Genomic DNA, 21,374 nt, shown 5'->3' with positions numbered 1-21,374 from the left:
TCAGGCGGCATCCAGGCTGGCTTCCAGTTGCTGATAGCGCCATTGCGTGGCGTACCAGCCGTTCATTTCCAGTAATTGCTGGTGGCTGCCTTGTTCAGAAATTTTCCCTTCGCGCAGCACGATGATATGGTCCGCTTCCAGTACCGCACTGAGCCTGTGGCTGACAATCACGGCACTACGCGCTGCATAATCGCGTTTCAATTCATTCAGATGTTGCAGTATGTGTGTTTCGGTCTGGGTATCTACTGCGGACAGGGCATCATCCAGCAAGAGCAAGGGGCTTTCTGTCAGCAGGGCGCGGGCGATGGCAACGCGCTGCTTTTGACCGCCAGACAGGGTAACGCCACGTTCACCAACCAAGGTATCGTAGGCATGCGGGAAGCGCTGGATGTCGTCGTGGACAGAGGCCAGTTTTGCTGCCTGCATGATCTGTTCACGGCTGGCTTGCGGATTGCTGAGGCCGATATTGTCAGCAATCGACGCAGAGAATAAGAAGGGCTCTTGTGCGACCCAGTTCACGGCCTGTCTCAAGGTCTGCAAACGGTATTCTGCCAATGCATGTTCACCCCAGATGACCTGGCCTTGCTGCGCTTCTATCTGGCGCAGCAATAAACGGATGATGCTGGATTTGCCTGAACCGGTAGGGCCGACAATGCCCAGGGTCTGCCCGGGTGCGATGGAAACCGATACCTGGTCCAGCGCCGCCTGCATCTGGCCGGGATAATGAAAACTGACATCCTTCAGCGACAGGACACCCTGCGGTGCGGTAGTCAGTTCACCGGTATCGTCGATGCTCAGTTCCTGCGTCAACACCGGCTCCAGCCTGCCCCAGGCAGCCTTGCCGCGTTCCAGCAATGACAAGACCCAGCCGGCAGCAAACATGGGCCAGATCAGTTGCCCCAGGTACATGGTAAAGCTGGTCAGCGAGCCTATGCTCATTTCGCCATGCCAGACCAGGTAACCGCCCACACCCAGAGTCAGGGCACCAGCACTGCTCAGTGTCAGGCCAACCGCGGGTTCATAGGCGGCTTCCCATTTCTGGGCTGACAGGCTGGCAGCGGCGGCCTGTTCCGTCAATTCGGCAAACTGGGCGGCACTGCGTTGTTCCAGCCCCAGCGCGCGTAGGGTGCGTACACCGGCCAGGGTTTCCTGCACCTGGTCATTGAGTTTGCTGAAACGCTCAAGCGAATCCCGTGAAGCATCATGGACATGCTGGGTGATACGTTTGAATGCCAGGGCCATGAAAGGGAAGGGTAGCAAGGCCGCCACGGCTAGCCGCCAGTCCACGCCAAGCAGCATCATGCCTATCACCAGCGCAAAGGTCAGGCTGCCATCAAACCCTGCCAGTGCTGCTTCGCCTGCGGCCAGCTCGATCGCATCCGCATCATTGGTGCCAAGCGCCATCAGGTCACCGGTTCTTTGTTGCTGAAAAAAGCGCGCACCCTGCATGCTCAGTCTTTGATACAACTGCGTACGCAATTCCATGCCCAGCTTGTAGGAAGCGGTAAATAGTTGCGTGCGCCAGCCCACCCGCAAGAAATAGATGGCCACGCCCATGACCAGCAACCAGGACAGCTCCAGCAGCAGACCGTGCTGATCAAAGCGGCCCGCCACCATGCCGTCTATCACCATGCCTACGCGCCGGGGGATCAACACCGTCATGACAGCGACAGCAAACAGCATCGCGCCAGCACCAAGATAGTGGCGCCAGTTCTGTCGTATAAATTGAGCAATAAGCTGGTACAAACTCATAAATGGTTCAGACCAGTAAGACAGGAAATGGTTGCATGCATCAAATGCAAGTCCTCGATTGTTGGCAAAGCAGGAAATGATACAGTATCCTCAAATTCTGATTTCATTCTCTGCGATTTACCTTGATGAAATATTGATTTTCTGATCATCCTCTGGCTGCTTTGAACTTTCATTTTGCGCTATGCCAGCACACATGATTTTGTTTTTATGAAAAGTAAAAATACAATTTCTTTTCAATTCTCTGCGTAGGAATTACTTATCTCTATTTCTATCTTATTTTTTATCGTATTTTCTATCTCATCATGCACTAGAGGTTTACTTCTTCCTCAACAAACTCAGACCGCTATATAATCCGCCCCCTCACTGTTGAACCCCTCACGCTTGTTGCAAAATATCCCGGGCTGAATTGCATAGCCCTTCTGTATTACCTATACTCAGGCAATAGCTGCTCATCGTAGCCATGCAATGCCTGAACATCTTTGCAACAGCTTCCACTTACATGCCTCGGTAAATTTTGTCTTTTTAAGAGCATAAGGAAACCATATGAAATTGCGCTGTATTCTTCAGGCTGGTGTATTTGCGTCCGCCGCTATTCTTTCCCAGGTGTCTTCTGCTGACACACTGGACCGTATCAAAAAAAGCCAGACCGTCAATATCGCGTATCGCGAGTCAGCCCTGCCTTTCTCTTATCTGTCAGACACCAAGGCACCAGTCGGCTACACCATCGACATCTGTAAAAAAATGGTCGATGCGCTTAAAAAAGAATTGAAATTGCCACAACTCAAAATCAATTTTGTGCCTGTCACGGCAGATAACCGCATCGAGGTCATGACATCCGGCAAGGCAGATATGGAATGTGGTTCAACCAGCAATACCGCAGACCGCAGGAAGCTCGTTGACTTCACCATACCGCATTTCTTTTCTACCCTGCGCATGATGGTCAACACCAGTTCGGGCATCAAGAACTGGACCGATCTGAAGGGCAAGAAAGTCGTCTTCACCAAAGGCACGTCCACCGACAAATTCATACTTGAACGTGACAAGGTGCGCGCCCTGAACATGAAGCTGGTAGAAGGTAAGGACCACAGTGATTCTTTCAACATGCTGGAAACCAATCAGGTCGATGCCTTTGCGCAGGATGAAGCGCTGCTGTTTGGCTTGAAAGCCAAGTCCAAAGACCCGTCCAGACTGATGATAGTGGGTGACCCATTGGCTTCTGAAGCCTATGCCATCATGTTGCCCAAAGGTGACGCCGCATTCAAGAAATTCATCGATACGGAAATGGCACGCCAAATGACCGACGGTGAAATCACCAAGCTGCATGAAAAATGGTTTACCAAACCGATACAGCCAAACAACATTAACCTGGCCTGGCCCATGGGTGCGCTGTTGAAGGAAACCATACGTTTCCCATCTGACAAGGTCAATTAAGCGCCGGGGTTGCTGAAATCCTGTTCGAAAAAAAAGCAGCCGGGTGGCTGCTTTTTTTATCGTGCCTGACTTGATGTTTACACTTGATACTTAAGTCAGTTAATGCACTTGTACCGCGTCATTGTCACGCTTGAGCATATTCCACAAGAAGGTATAAGTGATGGCACTCATGTCTGCGCGTTGCGCATTGTTGGCCGCACCGCCGTGACCGCCTTCAATGTTTTCGTAGTACCAGACATTCTTGTGGCCCTGATCCAGCATTTTGGCCGCCATCTTGCGTGCATGACCCGGGTGCACACGGTCATCACGTGTGGAAGTGATGAACAGCACGTTCGGGTAAGTCACACCTGCCTTGACGTTCTGGTAAGGGGAATACTTGGAAATGTAAGCCCATTCGGCAGGTACATCCGGGTTGCCGTATTCACCCATCCATGACGCACCAGCCAGCAATTTGTTAAAGCGCTGCATGTCAAGCAAAGGCACCTGGCTGACCACGGCATTGAACAGGTCAGGGCGCTGGGTCAGGGCAACGCCAGCCAGCAGGCCGCCATTGCTGCCACCCATTGCACCCAGGTGTTTCGGGTTGGTGATCTTGCTGGCGATCAGGTCTTCTGCCACCGCAGCGAAATCATCATAGGCGCGCTGACGGTTTTCTTTCAGTGCCGACTGATGCCAGCGTGGGCCAAATTCGCCACCGCCACGGATATTGGCCACCACGTAGACACCACCTTTTTCCAGCCATGATTTACCAATACCACCTGAGTACGAAGGTGTCATGGAAATCTGGAAACCACCATAGCCGTACAGCAGGGTCGGATTGTTGCCGTCATACTTGACATCTTTGCGGCGCACGATGAAATACGGTACTTTGGTGCCATCTTTGGACGTGGCAAATTGTTGTACTGTTTCATATGGTGCAGCATCAAAGAAGCTTGGTGCCGATTTCAGCAGTTCACGGCGGTCATTGCCTGCATGCGCGAGCATGTAAACACTGGGCGTCAGGTAATCAGAATAGCTGAGCAGGTAATCGTCTGAATTTTCAGAGTCCAGGGCGCTGACCGTGACTGAACCCAGGGTGGGCAGATTCACCTGGCGTGATGTCCATTTGCTGCCGTCGAATTTCCATTCTTTCAGGCTGCTTTTGACATTATCCAGTGCCTGTACCAGCAAGTGATTGCGGGTCACCGCAGCACCGGTAAAAGACGTGGTGTCGCTGGGTTCAAACAGCACGGTGAATTGACGGTTACCTTTCATGAAAGCATCAAAATCAATGGCCAGCACACTGCCGGACGCATAGGTTTTGCCGCCAACTGCCCAGGTTTCACGCGGGGTGATAATGGCCTGTTTGTCGAAGAAGAAAATATTGCTTTTTGCCGGCAAATCCAGCTTGATGAGTTTGTCACCCTCTTTCAGGAATTGTTCTGCCGTGTAAAAAGTCATCTGGCGGTTCACCAGCTCGCGGTGCACACCCTTATGGTCGCTGGCCTGGGCTGAAACAGCCATGTCTGTTTTTTCACCTTCCATCAGCGTCCTGGCTTCAGAGATGTCTGTTCCCCGCTTCCATTCCTTGACGATGCGGGCATAACCAGAATCGGTCAGGCTGCCAGGACCAAAATCGGTGGCGACGAACAGGGTATCCTTGTCACGCCAGTCCAGTGCCACTTTTGCTTCTGGCAAAGTAAAGCCACCTTTGACGAAAGATTTGCTGGCAAGATCAAATTCACGCGTCACCACGGCATCGGCACCACCACGTGACAATTCAATCAGACAGCGATCAAATTCTGGTTCGCGGCATGCGCTGTTCTTGAAAACCCAGTTCTCATTTTCTGCTTTGGCCAGTGCGTCGACATCCAGTACGGTTTCCCATTTGGGCTGGGCTTTTTTGTATTCTTCCAGGCTGGTTTTGCGCCAGACGCCACGTGGGTGTTCTGCATCCATCCAGAAGTTATAGACGGCGTTTCCCATCTTGCGTATGCTGGGGATGCGGTCTTTTGAATCCAGCACGACTTGCAGATCAGTCTTCAACTGTTTGAAGCTTGCGTCATTATCGAGCTTGCCACGGGTGAGCTTGTTTTGATCCTTGACCCAGTTCAGGGCTTTTTCACCCGTCACGTCTTCCAGCCACTGGTGCTTGTCTTCTGCCTGCGCCAGTGCCAGACTGGTTGCGCCCAGCAGGCACAGTGCTGCGAGTAATTTCATTTGTGGTTTCATCGTCTTCCTTGTTTTTTTGGAACAGGTGGTGTCCACCTGATTTATTATTTGCCCTTGCCTTGTCAGGCAATGCAATAGACCAGGCTACGGAACAAATAGTTCTGCGCCTTGGTCTGGCATTCTAATTCGGGGCTTTCCGATGGTGCGATGTGATTTTTGTCTTGATACAAAACTAAGTTTTGCTTTTTGAAGAAAAACTGCTGCCTGCATCAGATTGATGTAATTTTGATCATTTCACGAAGGCATGCCTGCATGATTTATTCAGCAGATGCCCTGACCTGACTGGCAAATTGCGCCATCTCCTCATGATTCATGTCTGATACCGCGACATAGTGCATGCCAGCCGCACTCCACTGCATCAACTGGTAGCCACGGCTGGATGCCGTCGTTGGCGCAGGCAGGGATTGACCATTGTCAGGGTACAGGTACAGACTCACAATATGCTTGCGGTGCTGGTACACCAGGGCTGCCACCTGGCGGCCAGCCAGGTAATCAAGCCTGCCACCCAGCAGGGGGTAACCCTGCGCCGCCAGATCACGTACCGGCGGTGAAAAATCCAGTTTGCCCGCATACCAGGGCTTGACCGTATGCTGGTCTGAAGAGGCGACGTCAATCAGATGCCCTGGTGCCAGCGAGCGGAAATGGCTGGACAGCACATCCTCATTAAAAATGTCATTGGCAGACGGCTGGCCCAGATACAGTACCAGCATGACCGCAAAGGCAGCGGTGCTCATGCCCGCCAGGCCAAGATTGATCCAGGCCCAGGGCCATGCACGCAAACGTGAAGGGCGGGAAGGGCTGGGTGATGGGGAAGGGTTGGACAGGTGTTGCTGCGCCAGGTCTGCCATGATTTTCTGGCGCAATCCGGCGGGTGCAGTATGGTAATGCGCATGTTGTTTTACGCCTGTCTTCACTGCCTGCATTTGTGATAAGGCCGCGCTGCAATCCTGGCAGCCTGCGACATGCATATCCACTTGCGATGCCTGCGTGGCATCAAGCTCCTGATCGAGGTATGCAGACATCAATGGCCTGATCTGCTTACATTCCATGTTCATCTCCTGATGGTCCTGCTTGCAGAAATCCCAGCAATAATTTTCTGGCCCGTGCCAGTCGTGACATCACCGTGCCGATAGGGATGCCTGAGACTTCTGCGATTTCCTTGTAGGAAAAATCATCCATTTCTTTCAATACCAGCACCTCCCGGAAAGCCTGTGGCAGTTTTTCCAACGCGAGATTGACGGTCCTGCCCACATCGCGCATTTCCCATGCATGGGCAGGGTCTTTGTCAAAGGCATAGCTGGAATCTTCATTGCTGCCTGCGGCGTCACCATGCATGGCTTCATCAAAAGCAATGTCTGCGGCCATGTTCTTGTTGTCACGCAAAGTGGTGTAGTAAGTATTGCGCACTATCGTCATCAGCCAGACGCGGATATCCCCACCGTGATAACTGTCACGGAAACGGAAAGCCCGCAGATAGGCATTCTGCACCAGGTCTTCTGCATCATGGTCATTGCGCGTCAGCCAGCGCGCAAGGTTATAGGCGGCATCCAGATGCGCGAGGGCGAGGGTTTCAAATTCTTTGGCAGCACGGTCATCTTTCAAAAACACACCCATTTTATTGATCCTTGCCATGAAGACGCAATATCGCACAGATTTATTCCCGATCCGGGCAAAAAAATAAAACAAATTTTTTTGAGTCTGGCGGGAATAAATTCCTGCCATTCCGGGTATTTGCATCTATCAGTTTTAACTCAAGGATAAGGCTAATCAGATGAATAGTCGACCATATTTGCTGGCAACACTGACCATACTGGCGAACCTTGCCATGACGGCAGAAGCACATGCAGCAGGGGATGCCAGCGCAGGGCAACTGCTTTACCAGGCCAGGTGTGCAGCCTGCCACTCGGTTCAGTATAACGGTGTCGGCCCGGCACATCTGGGCGTGTTTGGCCGCAAGGCAGGCAGCGTGGAAGCGTATGTCTATTCAGCTGCACTAAGCAAGGCTGACCTGGTCTGGAATGAAAAACTGCTGGATGCCTGGCTGCGCGACCCTGAGAAATTAGTACCAGGTCAAAAAATGGGTGTCTCTGTCGCTTCGGCACGCGAGCGTGCAGACCTGATTGCCTATCTGAAGACCATGAAAGCACCACAGCCGCGGTGACCGTGAATCAGCTGTTTTTAATTACCTGCGATTTTTACCTGTCTTTTTTGAACAAGACCTTCTTCTATAAAGGAAACACCATGATAGACCGCAGAAATTTCCTGAAACTTGGTGCCGTAGGCGGTGGTGCCGTGTTCATGTCCGGCCTGTACCGTTCCGTACTGGCAAATACGGAATCTGATTTTTATTTCGTCCAGTTGTCGGATACGCACTGGGGCTATAGCGGCGACGCTAACCCCGAGGCAAAGAATACCTTGAGGAAGGCGATAGAAAGTGTCAATGCCTTGCCGCATCAACCTGATTTCATCATCTTCACGGGCGATCTGACCCATACCACCGATGACCCGGTTGAACGCCGCAGGCGCATGGCAGAATTCAAGGACATCACTGGCGACCTGAAGGTCAGGAACATTCGTTTCATCCCTGGTGAGCATGATGCCTCACTCGATGCCGGTGCCGCCTATAAAGAGCATTTTGGTGCGACCAATTATAGTTTCGATCATAAAGGCGTACATTTCATTGCGCTGGATAATGTGTCCGATTCAGGCGCACGCATAGGCGAAAAACAGCTGGCCTGGCTGGAGGCTGATCTGAGCAAGCAGGCGAAGGATGCGCCTATCGTCCTGTTCACGCACAGACCGCTATTTGATCTGGTACCCAAATGGGACTGGGCCACACGCGATGGCGCACAGGCGATTGCCTTGTTGACGCCATATACCAATATCAGCGTGTTTTACGGCCACATCCATCAGGAGCATCATCACATGACGGGGCATATCCCGCATCATGCTGCCAAATCCCTGATCTTTCCGTTACCGGCCCCAGGTTCCCAGGACAAGCGCACACCTTTGCCGTGGAAACCTGATGCACCATTCTCAGGTCTTGGTTTCCGCGAAATTGATGTGGACGGCAAAGTAAGCAGCGTCAGCGAATTCCCTGTGGTAAAGGCATGAACATGAAAGCATCCAGACGCCTGTTTTGTGCGAGTGCAGCGATGATATTGCTGGGCGCGGCATCGGTCATGACTTACAGCCAGCTTGCCTATGCGCAGGGACAATCCAGAAAACGTGTTATCCCGGTCAAAGCGCAAAAATTTTCATTCGTGCCAAATCGCATAGAAGCCAAAGTGGGCGAAACCATCGTACTGGCTTTCACCGCACTGGATTTCACCCACGGTTTCAACCTGCCTGATTTTAATCTGCGCATGGATCTGGTGCCAGGCAAAGTCATCAATGTGGAACTGAAACCGGACAAGCCAGGCACCTATGAATTTTTATGCGATAACTTTTGCGGTGACGGACATGAGGGCATGAGTGGCAAGCTTGTTGTTATCGCCTGAATTTCAAGGTTTGAAAATCAAGGTTTGAAAACCAGCTTAACAATTCCCTCTTTGCAGGCTGAGCGTAAAACTGACCCCATCGGCGACATTCTGTACGCTGATGGTGCCGCCCATTTTTGCCATATAGGTTTTGGCGACAAACAAGCCCTGGCCGCGGTTGCCATGCGCACCTGAATCCAGTTGGTCAGAAACACCATATTCAAATATCTTGTCGATGAGGTCTTCTGCAATATGCGGGCCGGTATTGTGAATGCTGATCGTCACTGAGGTTTCCGTACTTTGCAATCTGATGCTGATAGGCGTATTGCTCTGGCGATAACGCTGGGCATTGCGCAGGACATGGGTGACGACATCTTCGAGTGAATATTCATCGGCCTTGACCATGATGACTTCATCCGGCCCCTGATAGACGACATGCGGTATGTCCACCATGGGCGCATTGTCGGCCACGTTTTTGAGAAACAGGGTGATGTCAATTTCACTGACCTGCAAGACAGTGGACTGAAATGCCTCACTCGGCGAAGCACTGCCATACAGCACACGTATGGCTTGCTGCATGCGGCTGATGTAGCGGTTGCTCTGGTCATCTGCCGTGCCATGCAAGGCCATCAGGGACTGTAGCGGTGACATGATTTCATGGCCCACTGCATGCCACATTTCTTTCTCTTGCTCGGTGCGTATGGTTTCGCGTTCCACGTCTTCCTTTACGCGGCGCAGCAAGTCATGCAGGCAACTGGCCAGCACGCCCAGTTCATCGGGGCTGCGCAAATCGCTGACATCGAATTGCTCAAGCTCACCCGCGCCCTTCATGGTCTTCGACAGCGACACGGCGCGCCTGGTCAGCAGGGTGATGCGGCGTATGATGCTGACCTCGATCAACAGCCAGGCCATTGTCAGCGCCAGCAGCATCGCACCGACAAACCAGGAAACCCGGCTGGCAACCACGCTGAGGCTCTTGCTGACGCTGCGCACGTCACCTTTCAGCAAGACTTCATAATTGGCCAGCGGCGTGCTGATGGTTTCGCGGCTTTCAAGTGGGACATCGTATTCATCGACAGGCAGGCGGCGTATCAGGCGGGTGATGATATTCCATGACTCATCGCTTTGTTCAAAGGCACCGGTCAAATTGACCAGATCATCCTTGCTGTCCTTGCTGTCCTGAGCATCACGCTTGCGTATGCGCAGGGTTTCGCCCGGCAGGAGATTGCCCTGCAAATCCTTGAGTGAAAACGGTGTCGCAGTCGGCGTGTTCTTGCTGTCCAGCAGGGCGGTGTCAGAATCCGGTGGCAGTACAGACAGGTGGACTTCCATCTGGTCCAGATCTTGTGGCGGCCAGACCGGGCGTTTTTTTTCAAACAGGGCTTCCTGCAACACAGGTATAGGCAGGCGCAGTGAGAAGAAAGTATTTTTCTGGCAGTTGGCATCCTTGTCATCAAGGTCTGCCTGGTTGCAAACTGCCTGTTGCCAGGCCCAGCCACGGAAGTCTTTGACGGGGCGTGCATTCGGTTTGCTGGCTTCGCTTTCGTTGAAACCAGTCCAGCGTCCGCGCACGCCCTGGTTTTGTCTGGCGGGTGCTATTTCTTCTTCAAACGGTGCTATCCAGCGATACGTCTGGCCGCGCAGGCTGACACTGACGTTCAGCCTGTGCGCCTGTGTCAGGCTTTCATTGCCACGCTTGTGCGACACCAGTTGGCTGCTGTTGAAATTGCCGGCGATATAGATAAAACCACCGGCCCAGGGGTTATTGCCTATGCCGCTACAGAGTGCGCCTTCATTACCATATTGCACCAGGCAACCTGACATGGCGATGGCTTGCTGTACCTTGTTCTGGTCATCAAAATCAATCGCAGAATACGGCAGCAACAGAGGGCGTAGGGATGCGCGCTTGCCCTCAGCAGGGGGATTCAGCAAGGCCAGTTGCCCGGCGGGGTGGCGCAGCGTGGCCGATATCTGCAAACGGGTTTTATTAAAATTGCTTTGGTAATTGTTATAGCTGAGCTGTTTTTCCTGTTGCAGGACAGACAGCGCCAACCCCACGGTTGCCAGCGCCAGCAAGAGAAAAACCCCGCGGAATAAAATCCGCAGCCGGTAAGTTGCCAGCAAAAACTTGCTCATCTCAGCTTCTGCCTGCGTCGTCATCCACCCATCTGAAACCGCGCATGGGGACGTTTTCTATGCATTCAAAGTCGGCATCAATTTCGCGAAAGGCATCGCGTATCGTCGAGACATGCTTGCGTATATTGTCGCGGTTGCGCCCGCTCTTGACGACTTCATAAAGGTCTTCATACGACACCACCTGGCCACGGCGGGCAAACAGGGCTGCCAGTATGCGTTGTGCCGTCAGTGGCAGGTTGATGCGCTGGCCGCGCCAGATGGGGGTGCGCTGGCGCAAGGGGTCCATGCTGAGCTGGTCGGCAGCCGGGCTTTTTGCGGCTTCTTTGTAGGCACTGCTCTGGCTTTCTTTATGCAGCTTGCGCTCTTTCACCGAGCGCAGCATTTCCAGGAAGGTTTCGATGAAATCAGCTTCTTCAAAAGTGGCTTTTTGCAGGTAATCCCAGGCATCCAGCGCCTTCATGATGCTGCGGTAGATGGTGGCCGGCATGGCCGACACCACCAGCACCGGCGTGGCATGCTGCTTGTTGATGGCATTGATGATGGCGACGCCGGCATGGCGCTCGCGCCCCAGTTCTATATCAAGCACCACCAGGTCATAGTTTTCACGTACGATGGCGGCTTCGGCATCATCACGGCTGAACCACTGGTCTATCTGTATGCCCGGCTTTGCCGCTTCTATCCAGGTCTTTAACTGATTGCTGGTGGGCAGATCATCTTCGATGACAGCTACTTTGACCACGGTTTTCTCCTGCAGGAATCTCAATATCCGCAGTATCCACGCTTTTCAGGCAAAAGTCATACGGCTGCTGTGAGTTTTTCTTCACACGCGGCAAGGCTTATTCCAGGCGCGGAATAAATAGCTTGCCACAGTGATATTTCTGCCCCCGCCCCAGCATTGTATGTTCCGTGGCTTGCGGCGCATGATGTGTCTCAGAACCTGCCGGCGAACTTCGCTACAGACCATCGGCAGGTTCTAAGGAAAGCAGGGCAAACGCTACTGCACCAATCCTGATAAAAATGACCAACATTGGAGATCCATCATGTCTGACCGTATCAAATCCCTGGTACAAGCCGTAAGATCCACCCTGTCTTCCGTTTTCAGCAAAAGCGCGTCGGGACTCAAGGTGGGGGCCAGGGTCACGACAGAGTCCGGTCTCTTCAGTAAAACCACGTTCAATCGCCTGGTGGTTCTCAGCCTGGTTGGCGGTGCTGTATATGCCATCAGCACCCATCCTCCGGTGAAGCGAATTCCACGTGGTGAAGTTGGCGTACGTATCAACCAGTTAACCGGTAATGCAGACCAGGTGCACGACGGTGCGGTCATCGTCGTGCCAGGCCTGCATGAATTGCGCCTGTTCAATCTGCAAGACCAGTTGTACAGACCGGTACGCAGCAGCCGTGCCGACGGTGACGCGCCTTTCCAGTCAGTAGAAGGTTTATCAATCGGTGTGGACCTGAGCATACGCTATGCGGTTGACCCGGCCAAGCTGACCAACATATCGAAAAGCCTGCCAGAAAACATCAATGCAGAAATCGTTGAGCCTGCAGTGCAGGGTGTGATTTACAAGGCATTCACGCTATACACGGTACGTGAAATTTTTTCCAGCAAACGGGCAGAAATCCAGAAGCAGATCGAAGCTGAATTAAAACCCAGGCTGGCCGCTGACGGCATCATCCTGCGCAGCGTCATGATGGGCAAGGTGGACCTGCCTGCCGACTATAAACGGGGCATGGAAAAACTGCTGGCAGAAGAACTGGAAAGCGAAAAAATGCGTTATACGCTGGAACTGAAAGACAAACAGGTTAAACAAACCGCACTGGAGGCAGATGCCGACAAGGTCAAGCGCGAAAAAGCTGCCGAAGCCGCTGGCAATGAACAGATCATCGCCGCCAGAGCGGAAGAAGAAGCCATGAAGCATGTCCTGCCTTTCAAGCAAAAGCAGATAGAGCAACGCAAGCTTGAAGCCGAAGCAGAAAAAGTGTCGCTCATCAAAACGTCGGAAGGTACGGCACAGGCACGTGTCATCGAAGCACAGGGCGAAGCAGAGTCACGCCGCAAACTGGCCGATGCCGAAGCCTACAGGCAAGACCTGATCGGCAAGGTCGCCAGTTCTCAAATGGAGCGTGATGGTGCCTTGCTGACCAAGCACCCCTTGTTGATACAAAAAACCATGGCCGATAAATTGTCTGACAAGATCTCGGTCATCATCGCGCCGCCACCGGCAGATGGCGGCTTCATCGGTGCAGCTTTGCTGGGGGCGGGTAAAAACAATAACCCAGCGCAACAGAAAGTAGCGACTGAAGCAGAAACCACTAACGAAAACAAAGAGAGCCAATAATCATGTTTGCTACCTTAGCTGCTGTCGCCGTGCTTGCCGTTGTCACACAGGACCAGGCCCAATTGCGCGCCGCACCCAAGGACGGTGCGCAACAACAAGCCGTGCTGTGGCAGGGCGACAGCCTGGAAATCCGTGGTGAAAAACTCGACTACCTGCAAGTGTATGACCACAGGCGTGAACGCGCCGGTTATATCAAGGCTTCACAAGTGCGTCTGGTGTCCATGCAGCCTGATGATGCACCCGACAGTTTTGCCGTCATCCGCTTCATGCGCGACACGCCGGGTGCCGAAGCACTGGGTATCAGCTATACCGCTGCCTATCTGAAGGCGGCTCCGGCAAAAGCCATCGGTGCTGAAGCCTTTGATGCTTTGGGTACCATGGCAGAGCGTCTGGCACGCCGTGCTTCGAGCAAGCAGCCCAAACAAAATGAAGCGATCATTGCCGCCCATCTGGAAGTGGTCGCCAATTATGGCATCAGCATCAAAGGCTATGAACGCGAAGGCCGCATGCAACTCTGCTATGACGGTGAAGCCTTTCGCCGTGTACTGGCCATGAACGCAACACCAGACCAGAAAGCCCGCGCCGCTCTGGCGCTGACACGGTCAGATTGCATAGACCCTGCCATGCGCCCCGCCGAGCGTTTTGCCCTCGACCAATGGCGTGCCGATGTGCTTGACCGGGTCAACACGACAAACCTGCCCGAGTACCTGAAAAACCGCATGCACATGCGCAAGGCCGGCGTCTGGTCCAGCATCGCCTTCCAGCGCGCCCGCAGAGGTGAAAAAATGGAAGACGCTGCTAACCTCGCATTGACAGAACTGGCCGCCGTCAATAAAGAAGAATTCACCGATGAAGATGTCTACGCCTATACGGAAGCCGGTGTGCGGGTAGGTACGACACGCTGGGCTGCTGAACCCGCAGTCGCCCCCAAGCCCGGCCTGAATCTCTTCACCGCCCCGGGCCAGCCAGGTGAAACCTGTGTCATGCTGATTGACGCCAGACATGATATGAAAAACCCGCTGGCAAAACGCTGCACCTATAGCGTGGTGTGGGCAGCATCAGCCCGTACCAATGCACAAAACACCGCGCTGACGCTGGCCGTGCAACCGATGGAAAACTGGCGTGAACTCTGGTTATTTCACCAGACCAGCCAGGGCTGGATCATCGATATCCTGCCACCAGCCAATAGCGACCCTGATCTGGGTTATGCAGAATTCGCCGGCTGGGTGCCAGGTGCCAACAAGATGCTGGTCGCACGCGAAGCCAAGGTCGAAGGCCGTTTTAAAAAGAGTTTTGAAGTCGTCAGCATGGACAGCCTGCAAGTTGAAAACGGTGCTGACAAGCCAGGCTCTTTGAGTGTCTTCTACAAGTGGCAAGACCCGGCGTGGAAGAAGCAGACCATCAGTTTGAGGTGAGGTTTTTGTAGTGACCGTAGTGGCGGTAGTTAGTCGCGTTAATCAGTCGTAGTAATCTGTAGCAATCATCAGTATCAATGATCAGTTTCAGCATCGCAGGTTGTCATCCAATCGCTTTTTACCCATTTATTTCATTATCAGGAGTTTTGCCATGAATCTTAAATTAGCGTCTGTCGCTCTGTTATTCGTCAACAGCATCGCTTTTGCACAGGATGTGACACCCAAGATGCAATTGCCGGACTGGGCAAGCAAGCAGCTTGATGGCTTGTCCCAGCAAGAATCAATCGAGGTGAACAGCCGTATCAATCCCTTCGTCTGGCGTGGCAATTTTCTGGGCGCTGGCAAGGGTGACCTGGCAGTATTGGTGAAGGACAGCAAGACTAAAAAAGAGGGCATCGTCTTTTTGTCACATGGCAAAGCCAAGCCTGTCATCGTGGGTGCGGGACATGCGACAGGCAATGGTGGTGATGACTTTTCGTGGCTGGAACTTTGGTATGTCGAAGACAAAGGTTCACAGCCACACAGCTATCATGCCAAGTCTGTCAAATTGCAGAATGACGGCATCATTGTGGCGAAAGAAGGCTCCGCTAGTGCCCTGATCTATATGAAGGCGGGCAAGGCGATCTGGCAGCAGCAAGGTGACTGATTTTTAGACATACGTATGATGGAACCGGATTTAAAGAAGAATGCCTGGACATCAGAATGGTGTCCAGAGACTGCATGAAAACTTTTTCATGACCTGGTCGCGGCTCCTGAACAATGAGTGGCCTGGCTGATTGTTGCCCGCGCCAGCGCACGTGGCGCGCGATCCTATCAGAAAAATATGAGGTAGTCTTTAGGCATGTTTAAAATATATTTTTAACTTTATTTAACATTTTTTCAGTGTTTTCATTTATGCTTTCGACCGGTGCACAAGTAAGTGTTTTTTGAGAAATTGCCGTAGATAATTGAAGATGTCAGTGAAATCGCAACAAATTGTAGTTAGCAGGATGGGTGATGAGTAATTCCAGCCCATTGTTCCGCCCTGAAGTCACCGCAGCCTTAGGCAGTCAATGGATGGGTTCCATACGCTTGGCGCAGCCACTTTCCGCTTCCCTGATTGCCATCGTTGCCCTGATCATTGCCGCTGCCCTGATCTCTTATATCACGTTCGGCAGCATCACCAAAAAAGCCCGTGTCACTGGTATTACCGTACCTGTCGGTGGCCAGTTGAGCGTTGCGGCGCCCAATGCAGGCATATTACTCAATACCCACGTCAAAGAAGGTGAGCTGGTCAAGGTCGGGCAAGTCTTGTTCACCATCAGTACAGAGAGACAAAACAGCCAGGGCGAAATTACTGCCTTGGTCGCCCAGCAATTGGCTACCCGCGCCGATAGCCTGGCAGCAGAACAACGCCTGCGCCAGACACAGTATCAGGAAAAGAAACTGGCACTCAGCCAAAGGCTGGCTAATCTTGAACTCGAATATGGCCAACTGGAACAAGAACTGACATTGTCGCTGCGCCGCCAGCAACTGGCACAACAAAGCGTCAGCAAGTTTGAAACCCTGCAAGGTAGTGGTTATGTCTCTGCCGCCCAGACCCAGCAAAAGCAGGAAGACCTGATCGACATCAGCACCCGCTTAAGCACCTTGCAGCGAAATAAGACCCAGCTACAGGCGAATAAAATCGCCCTGCAAGACGAACTCAATACCCTGGCAAACACACTGGCCACCGACCTGACCCAAATCGACAGGGCCAAAGCCAGCCTGAAACAGGAAGTAGCAGAAAACGCCAATCGTCAATCCAGTCAGATTACAGCACCACAGGCAGGTACGGTGACGGCGCTGACCAATCAAAATGGACAGGCTATCAATGCGGGCCAAGTACTGGCAAGTTTGATACCGTCCGGCAGCAAAGAGGGGGCGGACAGATCAAAAGCTGAACAAACCGCTGGCCTGTTGGAAGTGCATTTGTATGTACCCAGCCGCACTGCTGGCTTCATCCAGCCTGGGCAGCAAGTATTGATACGTTATGCCGCTTTCCCCTACCAGAAATTTGGCTTGCATACCGCAACAGTGACCGATGTCAGCCGCACCCCATTTGCACCATCAGAATTACCGCAGAACCTGGCAAGCACTATTTTGAGCAATGCCCAACAAGCGATTAACGGGTTTAACGGTAATGAAGCGCTCTACCGCGTCAGGGTCAGGCTTGATGAGCAAAGCATACAAGCCTATGGACAGGCACAAGCCATCAAGCCTGGCATGACGCTGGAAGCAGATGTGCTGCAAGACAGTAGAAAAATCTGGGAATGGGTGCTGGAGCCGGTGCTGGCAATGGCACAGCGCGCCTGAAAGCAAGAACAATGAATTTCATCATTCCTTGCTGAGTCTATGGGGAAAACCCAACAGACTCAGCCAGAAAAACCGTTCAAGGTGATCGAGACCTTGAACGGAGCAGTAAAAACCATGCCATGAGGTATGGTTCTTTCCAACAATGTAGAAAGGTATTACAAAATGCACGTAATCACAAACGAAAAATTGCTTGACCAAATTGGCGGTGGCGAAGAAGAATTGACTGGCGGTATGGATGGCGACATGAGCGCGGCGGATTCGGTTTCGATGGGACTGGATTATATTTCCCAGGATACGGCACCGACATATACTATTGTTAGTAAAATCGACATACCGTCGCCCGTACAGAATCCTTTTAGCGGACAACAAATGTGCCAAACAGGAAGTACGCCTACGAATGTGAAAGTTGAGGTTACTGGAGGCACTTCCACCGCAACGTTTACGTACTCAACCCAAGCTGGCGTCAATGTATCTACTGGCGGCACCGCCAGCACTTATAAAATGACTTACGACTGCACTCCGTAATCTGGTTTAGCAGTTTCATTTAAATGCAAGGAGGCTGATTCTTCCTTGCATACTTTAACGCTACCTGAATTTAAATTTTCTTGGCGATACGTATTGGGAATTAAAAATGCTGTCATTTTTGTTACGCATGGGGATTGTTTTTTTTAGCTTACTGGCCACAGGCAATGCAGTAAGCAAAGATAGCGTAAGCGAATTTCATGTTGCTACTTTGGATGGCAAAGCATTTCTCAACGTCTATGTAAGCATGCCCAGGAAAGAACGCGTCAGCGCTGGTACGAAGATTCCCGTCATTGTGGTCGTTCCAGGAACAAAGGCCACAGCAGATTTATATTTCAACCCCCTTGCTCCCAATTTTGAGCAAGATGAAGATGGCATGTTAGGTCTGGGAAGCAAACTACTTGCAAATGGAATTGCCATAGTGCGATTTGACACAAGGGGAACTGTCTCTGGCCGACGATGCATGCATGGAAAAACCAGAGCCCTGAATTTTTCCGAGTTTGTCACTGATTGCTGGAATAACCCTGCGCGTAAGACAGTAGATTTTGAATCCTTGAGACAAGATATCGTTACGGTCTATCAACTTGCAATGACATTACCTGATATTGACGAAAAGCGAATGGGCGTTTTAGCGTATTCGGAAGGCTTGTTGCATGTCGCAAACGTAACCGGAAGAGCGCTTATTCATCCGCGCTTTATAGCGGCGATTGGCGGTCCCGCAGAATCTCCTTATAAAGCCGGGGAAAGACAGATGTGTGCGTTTATCCCCGATTTATTAGCGGAGCATTTTTCAAAAAATATGACAACGCTCAATGTGTCAGAAATGGCAGCCGTCGCACAAAAGCGAAATTGGAAGGGCCAGGATGTAGTCGATTTGTTTGGAGCCAAGAGCGAAATTGATGCGAATGACATGATACTTGCCAAGGAAAAGTTGGTAACGAACTTTACAAATAATCTGAAGGTCTATTCTGATGTACCCCGTCATGCCGTTTTTAGCGAAACTCGTGATGGTATAAACAGAGTTGAATCCAGTGCTGGTTATATGAAGGACTTCTTTATTGAGAAAACAGCGTTTGTCGAGCCATTGTCCGAGTTATCTGGTTTTGCAGGCCCCGTGGAAATTTTCTATGGGGACAATGATCAACGTTTGAATGTCCCGATTAATGTCGGCATATTGGAAAAAGAAAAATTAAAAAATAAGCATATTCACTTTAACGTCTACCCGCATCTGGGGCATGGATTAGAGCAGGAAAACCAGGAAACAATACCAGAAAATGTGGCGAATCAAATCGTCAAAAAATTCCACTGGTTTCTCAGCAATTAACTGTAGACACTGAGGGATAGTAAATGCGTTGGAAAATTTCAAAATTCAAGCAGCCACTATTGTGTGGCCTGATAAGCTTTTTGGTCGGTCTTTTGGGGTGGATAATAAAAGGCAAGTTAACGTCTTTTGATATTGCAATCATCTTGAAGATATTTGGCTATTATTTTCCATTAGGCTTCGCGATTGCCTGGATTTACTCTCTGTTTAAAAGAGATGTCGACTAGCACTATTCTTCAACTGATTTTAAAACTATGCACATCTGGTGATGTGAATAGAAAGTATTTCTATAATTCACGTCTGGCAAATGAACCTGAAGCTCCAAACTGAATCCAGCGAATGCGGCCTTGCCTGTCTCGCCATGGTTGCCAGCCATTTTGGCTACAACACTGACCTCGCTGATTTGCGCCGTCAATTTTCCATCAGCCTTAAAGGTGCAACCCTGGCGCAACTGATGCGTCACGCATCTGCCATGCAGTTGAATAGCCGTCCGCTGCGTCTGGAACTCGATGAACTTGATCAACTGGCTTTACCCTGCATCCTGCACTGGAACTTGAATCACTTTGTGGTGCTGGAAGCCGTGCGCAAAGACTGGCGTGGCAAGCTGACGCTGATTTTGCTTGATCCCGCTGTGGGTGAGCGCCGCGTTTCGATAGAAGAAGCGTCCAAACATTTTACCGGTGTGGCTCTGGAACTGGCACCCAGCCCTGCCTTCAAACCCAGGGATGAAAGGAAGCAGCTTGCCCTGCGTGATTTAACTGGTCACATTGTTGGCCTGCGTCCAGCCATCGTCAAAGTCATTGCCCTTGCCTTGGCTTTGGAAATCTTCGCGATCTGTTCACCTTTGTTCAATCAATTTGTTGTAGATGAAGTCATCGTCAGTGGCGACAAAGAACTGTTAACCGTACTAGTTTTTGGTTTCATCTTGTTGATGATCACGCAGAATGCCATAGGTCTCGCGCGTAGCTGGTTTTTGATGCGCTGGAGTATGGATATCAGCTTGCAGTGGTCGGCGCGCGTGTTCGCGCATCTGGTGCGTTTGCCGGTTTCTTATTTCGAAAAGCGCCATCTGGGTGATGTGGTGTCGCGTTTTGGTTCCATCGGTGCGATACAAAGTACCCTGACCAGCATGTTTGTCGAAAGTGCTCTTGACGGTTTGATGGCTGTGCTGGCGCTGGTCATGATGCTGGTGTATAGCGTCAAGCTCAGCATGCTGGTATTGGGGGCGGTCATTTTGTACGCGGGTTTGCGCTGGGCTTTCTATCAGCCTTTCCGCGAAGCATCGCAACAGCGCTTGATACTTTCTTCCAAAGAAAGTAGCCACTTCCTGGAAACCATGCGTGCCGTCACGCCTTTGAAACTGTTTGGTCGTGAGACTGAACGTTTGTCGCGATGGCAGAACCTGAAGATGGATGTACAAAACCGTGATATCAAGACACAAAAATTATCCATCATCTTCAAGGTCAGCAATACCCTGATCTTTGGCATACAGGGCCTGGCACTGTTTTATATCGGTGCTGGCCAGGTCATGCAAAATACACTCACGGTCGGCATGCTGATGGCCTTCTCCAGTTATGCGGGCACCTTCACTGGCCGCATTTCCAGTCTGATTGACGTGTTTATCAGTTACCGCATGCTGAGCCTGCATAGCGAAAGGCTGGCCGATATTGTGCTGGAAGAGGCCGAGGCAGAAACTGCGATCGAAACTGATATCTCGCGCATCAAGCCTGTCATCACGCTCAAGAATATCAAGTTTCGTTATGCCGAGGGTGAGCCCTGGGTATTGAAGGATGTGAACCTGACGATACCTGCAGGGCAAAGCATTGCGCTGGTTGGGCCCAGTGGTTGTGGCAAGACGACCTTGTGCAAGATCATTCTGGGTCTGTTGAAACCGACAGAGGGTGAAGTGTTGATCGATGATATCCCCATCACCCAGCTTGGCGTCAAGACTTACCGCCAACTCGTCGGCACAGTCATGCAGGAAGACGTTTTACTGGCTGGTTCCATCATGGACAATATCGCTTTCTTTGACAGTCACTGTGATCAGGCCAGGGTAGAACAGTGCGCCGGGCTGGCGGCCATCCATGAAGAAATCAGCAAGATGCCCATGGGTTACCAGACCCTGGTTGGTGATATGGGTAGCAGCCTGTCTGGCGGTCAAAAGCAGCGCGTCTTGCTGGCACGTGCCTTATACAAACAGCCAAAAGTACTGGCGCTGGATGAAGCAACCAGCCACCTCGATGTGAATAACGAACACAAGGTCAATCAGGCGCTCGGTGATTTACAACTGACACGCATCATGGTGGCGCATCGCCCCGAGACTATCAATGCCGCCGAGCGGGTGGTTTCCTTATATGACGGGAATGTACTGGAAGTGCGTGCTGCTATTCTCAAGGATGAAGTGTCGAATTTGAAGCTGGCTTAATTGAGGGAG

The 21,374-nt window shown here is 51.6% G+C and carries 17 protein-coding genes; 11 read left to right on the top strand and 6 right to left on the bottom strand.

Going from position 1 to position 21,374, the window contains the following annotated elements; all coding sequences use genetic code 11:
- Complete coding sequence (locus ACO0LH_RS03120) at positions 1 to 1,752, bottom strand: ABC transporter ATP-binding protein (protein ID WP_422939587.1); 1,752 nt, start codon at positions 1,750 to 1,752, stop codon at positions 1 to 3.
- Positions 1,753 to 2,295: 543 nt separating this feature from the next.
- Here ACO0LH_RS03120 and ACO0LH_RS03115 point away from each other — a divergent pair.
- Positions 2,296 to 3,183, top strand: a complete 888-nt coding sequence (locus ACO0LH_RS03115; RefSeq protein WP_422939586.1) for an amino acid ABC transporter substrate-binding protein — start codon at positions 2,296 to 2,298, stop codon at positions 3,181 to 3,183.
- 99 nt (positions 3,184 to 3,282) lie between these two features.
- On the opposite strand, the gene ACO0LH_RS03110 is transcribed toward ACO0LH_RS03115, so the two are convergent.
- From ACO0LH_RS03110 to ACO0LH_RS03100, 3 genes are all read right to left on the bottom strand, one after another.
- Positions 3,283 to 5,382, bottom strand: a complete 2,100-nt coding sequence (locus tag ACO0LH_RS03110) for a prolyl oligopeptidase family serine peptidase (RefSeq protein WP_422939585.1) — start codon at positions 5,380 to 5,382, stop codon at positions 3,283 to 3,285.
- 269 nt (positions 5,383 to 5,651) lie between these two features.
- Entirely contained in the window at positions 5,652 to 6,443 is a 792-nt protein-coding gene (locus ACO0LH_RS03105) for an anti-sigma factor family protein (RefSeq protein WP_422939584.1), read from the bottom strand.
- On the bottom strand, positions 6,433 to 7,026 hold the full coding sequence (locus tag ACO0LH_RS03100; RefSeq protein WP_422939583.1) for a sigma-70 family RNA polymerase sigma factor: 594 nt from the start codon (positions 7,024 to 7,026) through the stop codon (positions 6,433 to 6,435). The genes ACO0LH_RS03105 and ACO0LH_RS03100 overlap by 11 nt, the downstream gene beginning before the upstream one ends.
- Before the next feature lie 139 nt (positions 7,027 to 7,165).
- Here ACO0LH_RS03100 and ACO0LH_RS03095 point away from each other — a divergent pair, with 139 nt between their 5' ends.
- The 3 genes from ACO0LH_RS03095 to ACO0LH_RS03085 all read left to right on the top strand — a co-directional run bounded on the left by ACO0LH_RS03095 (position 7,166) and on the right by ACO0LH_RS03085 (position 8,894).
- Positions 7,166 to 7,555 carry a c-type cytochrome gene (locus tag ACO0LH_RS03095; RefSeq protein WP_422939582.1) on the top strand — a complete coding sequence of 130 codons (390 nt, stop codon included), beginning with the start codon at positions 7,166 to 7,168 and terminating at the stop codon, positions 7,553 to 7,555.
- Between the two features lie 80 nt (positions 7,556 to 7,635).
- Positions 7,636 to 8,508, top strand: a complete 873-nt coding sequence (locus ACO0LH_RS03090) for a metallophosphoesterase (RefSeq protein ID WP_422939581.1) — start codon at positions 7,636 to 7,638, stop codon at positions 8,506 to 8,508.
- 2 nt (positions 8,509 to 8,510) lie between these two features.
- A complete protein-coding gene (locus ACO0LH_RS03085; RefSeq protein ID WP_422939580.1) occupies positions 8,511 to 8,894 on the top strand; it encodes a cupredoxin domain-containing protein in 384 nt (127 codons plus the stop codon).
- A gap of 36 nt (positions 8,895 to 8,930) precedes the next feature.
- Here ACO0LH_RS03085 and ACO0LH_RS03080 read toward each other — a convergent pair whose 3' ends face one another.
- Both ACO0LH_RS03080 and ACO0LH_RS03075 read right to left on the bottom strand, forming a co-directional pair.
- On the bottom strand, positions 8,931 to 11,009 hold the full coding sequence (locus ACO0LH_RS03080; protein WP_422939579.1) for a sensor histidine kinase: 2,079 nt from the start codon (positions 11,007 to 11,009) through the stop codon (positions 8,931 to 8,933).
- Position 11,010: 1 nt separating this feature from the next.
- Complete coding sequence (locus tag ACO0LH_RS03075; protein ID WP_422939578.1) at positions 11,011 to 11,748, bottom strand: response regulator transcription factor; 738 nt, start codon at positions 11,746 to 11,748, stop codon at positions 11,011 to 11,013.
- Positions 11,749 to 12,049: 301 nt separating this feature from the next.
- Here ACO0LH_RS03075 and ACO0LH_RS03070 point away from each other — a divergent pair, with 301 nt between their 5' ends.
- From ACO0LH_RS03070 to ACO0LH_RS03040, 7 genes are all read left to right on the top strand, one after another.
- Positions 12,050 to 13,348, top strand: coding sequence for an SPFH domain-containing protein (locus tag ACO0LH_RS03070; protein WP_422939577.1), 1,299 nt, complete (start codon positions 12,050 to 12,052; stop codon positions 13,346 to 13,348).
- 2 nt (positions 13,349 to 13,350) lie between these two features.
- Positions 13,351 to 14,763 carry a hypothetical protein gene (locus ACO0LH_RS03065; RefSeq protein WP_422939576.1) on the top strand — a complete coding sequence of 471 codons (1,413 nt, stop codon included), beginning with the start codon at positions 13,351 to 13,353 and terminating at the stop codon, positions 14,761 to 14,763.
- 151 nt (positions 14,764 to 14,914) lie between these two features.
- Positions 14,915 to 15,409, top strand: a complete 495-nt coding sequence (locus ACO0LH_RS03060) for a hypothetical protein (protein ID WP_422939575.1) — start codon at positions 14,915 to 14,917, stop codon at positions 15,407 to 15,409.
- Between the two features lie 350 nt (positions 15,410 to 15,759).
- Positions 15,760 to 17,097 carry an HlyD family secretion protein gene (locus ACO0LH_RS03055; RefSeq protein WP_422939574.1) on the top strand — a complete coding sequence of 446 codons (1,338 nt, stop codon included), beginning with the start codon at positions 15,760 to 15,762 and terminating at the stop codon, positions 17,095 to 17,097.
- Positions 17,098 to 17,259: 162 nt separating this feature from the next.
- Positions 17,260 to 17,622, top strand: a complete 363-nt coding sequence (locus ACO0LH_RS03050; RefSeq protein ID WP_422939573.1) for a hypothetical protein — start codon at positions 17,260 to 17,262, stop codon at positions 17,620 to 17,622.
- Between the two features lie 106 nt (positions 17,623 to 17,728).
- Complete coding sequence (locus ACO0LH_RS03045) at positions 17,729 to 18,943, top strand: alpha/beta hydrolase family protein (RefSeq protein WP_422939572.1); 1,215 nt, start codon at positions 17,729 to 17,731, stop codon at positions 18,941 to 18,943.
- Between the two features lie 304 nt (positions 18,944 to 19,247).
- Positions 19,248 to 21,365, top strand: a complete 2,118-nt coding sequence (locus ACO0LH_RS03040; protein WP_422939571.1) for a peptidase domain-containing ABC transporter — start codon at positions 19,248 to 19,250, stop codon at positions 21,363 to 21,365.
- The last annotated feature ends 9 nt before the right edge of the window (positions 21,366 to 21,374 follow it).

The sequence above is a fragment of the Undibacterium sp. TJN19 genome (assembly GCF_049339485.1).
Classification (GTDB): Bacteria; Pseudomonadota; Gammaproteobacteria; order Burkholderiales; family Burkholderiaceae_D; genus Undibacterium.
Note: the sequence above shows the minus strand (reverse complement) of the source record. Positions and strands in the feature narration are given on the sequence as shown.

Bases quoted from the DNA above. Each gene is read 5' to 3' on its own strand.
- ACO0LH_RS03060 (WP_422939575.1), top strand. From the start codon at position 14,915: ATGAATCTTAAATTAGCGTCTGTCGCTCTGTTATTCGTCAACAGCATC.
- ACO0LH_RS03045 (WP_422939572.1), top strand. From the start codon at position 17,729: ATGCTGTCATTTTTGTTACGCATGGGGATTGTTTTTTTTAGCTTACTG.
- ACO0LH_RS03090 (WP_422939581.1), top strand. From the start codon at position 7,636: ATGATAGACCGCAGAAATTTCCTGAAACTTGGTGCCGTAGGCGGTGGT.
- ACO0LH_RS03095 (WP_422939582.1), top strand. From the start codon at position 7,166: ATGAATAGTCGACCATATTTGCTGGCAACACTGACCATACTGGCGAAC.
- ACO0LH_RS03055 (WP_422939574.1), top strand. From the start codon at position 15,760: ATGAGTAATTCCAGCCCATTGTTCCGCCCTGAAGTCACCGCAGCCTTA.
- ACO0LH_RS03065 (WP_422939576.1), top strand. From the start codon at position 13,351: ATGTTTGCTACCTTAGCTGCTGTCGCCGTGCTTGCCGTTGTCACACAG.
- ACO0LH_RS03085 (WP_422939580.1), top strand. From the start codon at position 8,511: ATGAAAGCATCCAGACGCCTGTTTTGTGCGAGTGCAGCGATGATATTG.
- ACO0LH_RS03050 (WP_422939573.1), top strand. From the start codon at position 17,260: ATGCACGTAATCACAAACGAAAAATTGCTTGACCAAATTGGCGGTGGC.
- ACO0LH_RS03080 (WP_422939579.1), bottom strand. From the start codon at position 11,009: ATGAGCAAGTTTTTGCTGGCAACTTACCGGCTGCGGATTTTATTCCGC.
- ACO0LH_RS03100 (WP_422939583.1), bottom strand. From the start codon at position 7,026: ATGGCAAGGATCAATAAAATGGGTGTGTTTTTGAAAGATGACCGTGCT.
- ACO0LH_RS03115 (WP_422939586.1), top strand. From the start codon at position 2,296: ATGAAATTGCGCTGTATTCTTCAGGCTGGTGTATTTGCGTCCGCCGCT.
- ACO0LH_RS03120 (WP_422939587.1), bottom strand. From the start codon at position 1,752: ATGAGTTTGTACCAGCTTATTGCTCAATTTATACGACAGAACTGGCGC.
- ACO0LH_RS03110 (WP_422939585.1), bottom strand. From the start codon at position 5,382: ATGAAATTACTCGCAGCACTGTGCCTGCTGGGCGCAACCAGTCTGGCA.
- ACO0LH_RS03105 (WP_422939584.1), bottom strand. From the start codon at position 6,443: ATGGAATGTAAGCAGATCAGGCCATTGATGTCTGCATACCTCGATCAG.
- ACO0LH_RS03040 (WP_422939571.1), top strand. From the start codon at position 19,248: ATGAACCTGAAGCTCCAAACTGAATCCAGCGAATGCGGCCTTGCCTGT.
- ACO0LH_RS03070 (WP_422939577.1), top strand. From the start codon at position 12,050: ATGTCTGACCGTATCAAATCCCTGGTACAAGCCGTAAGATCCACCCTG.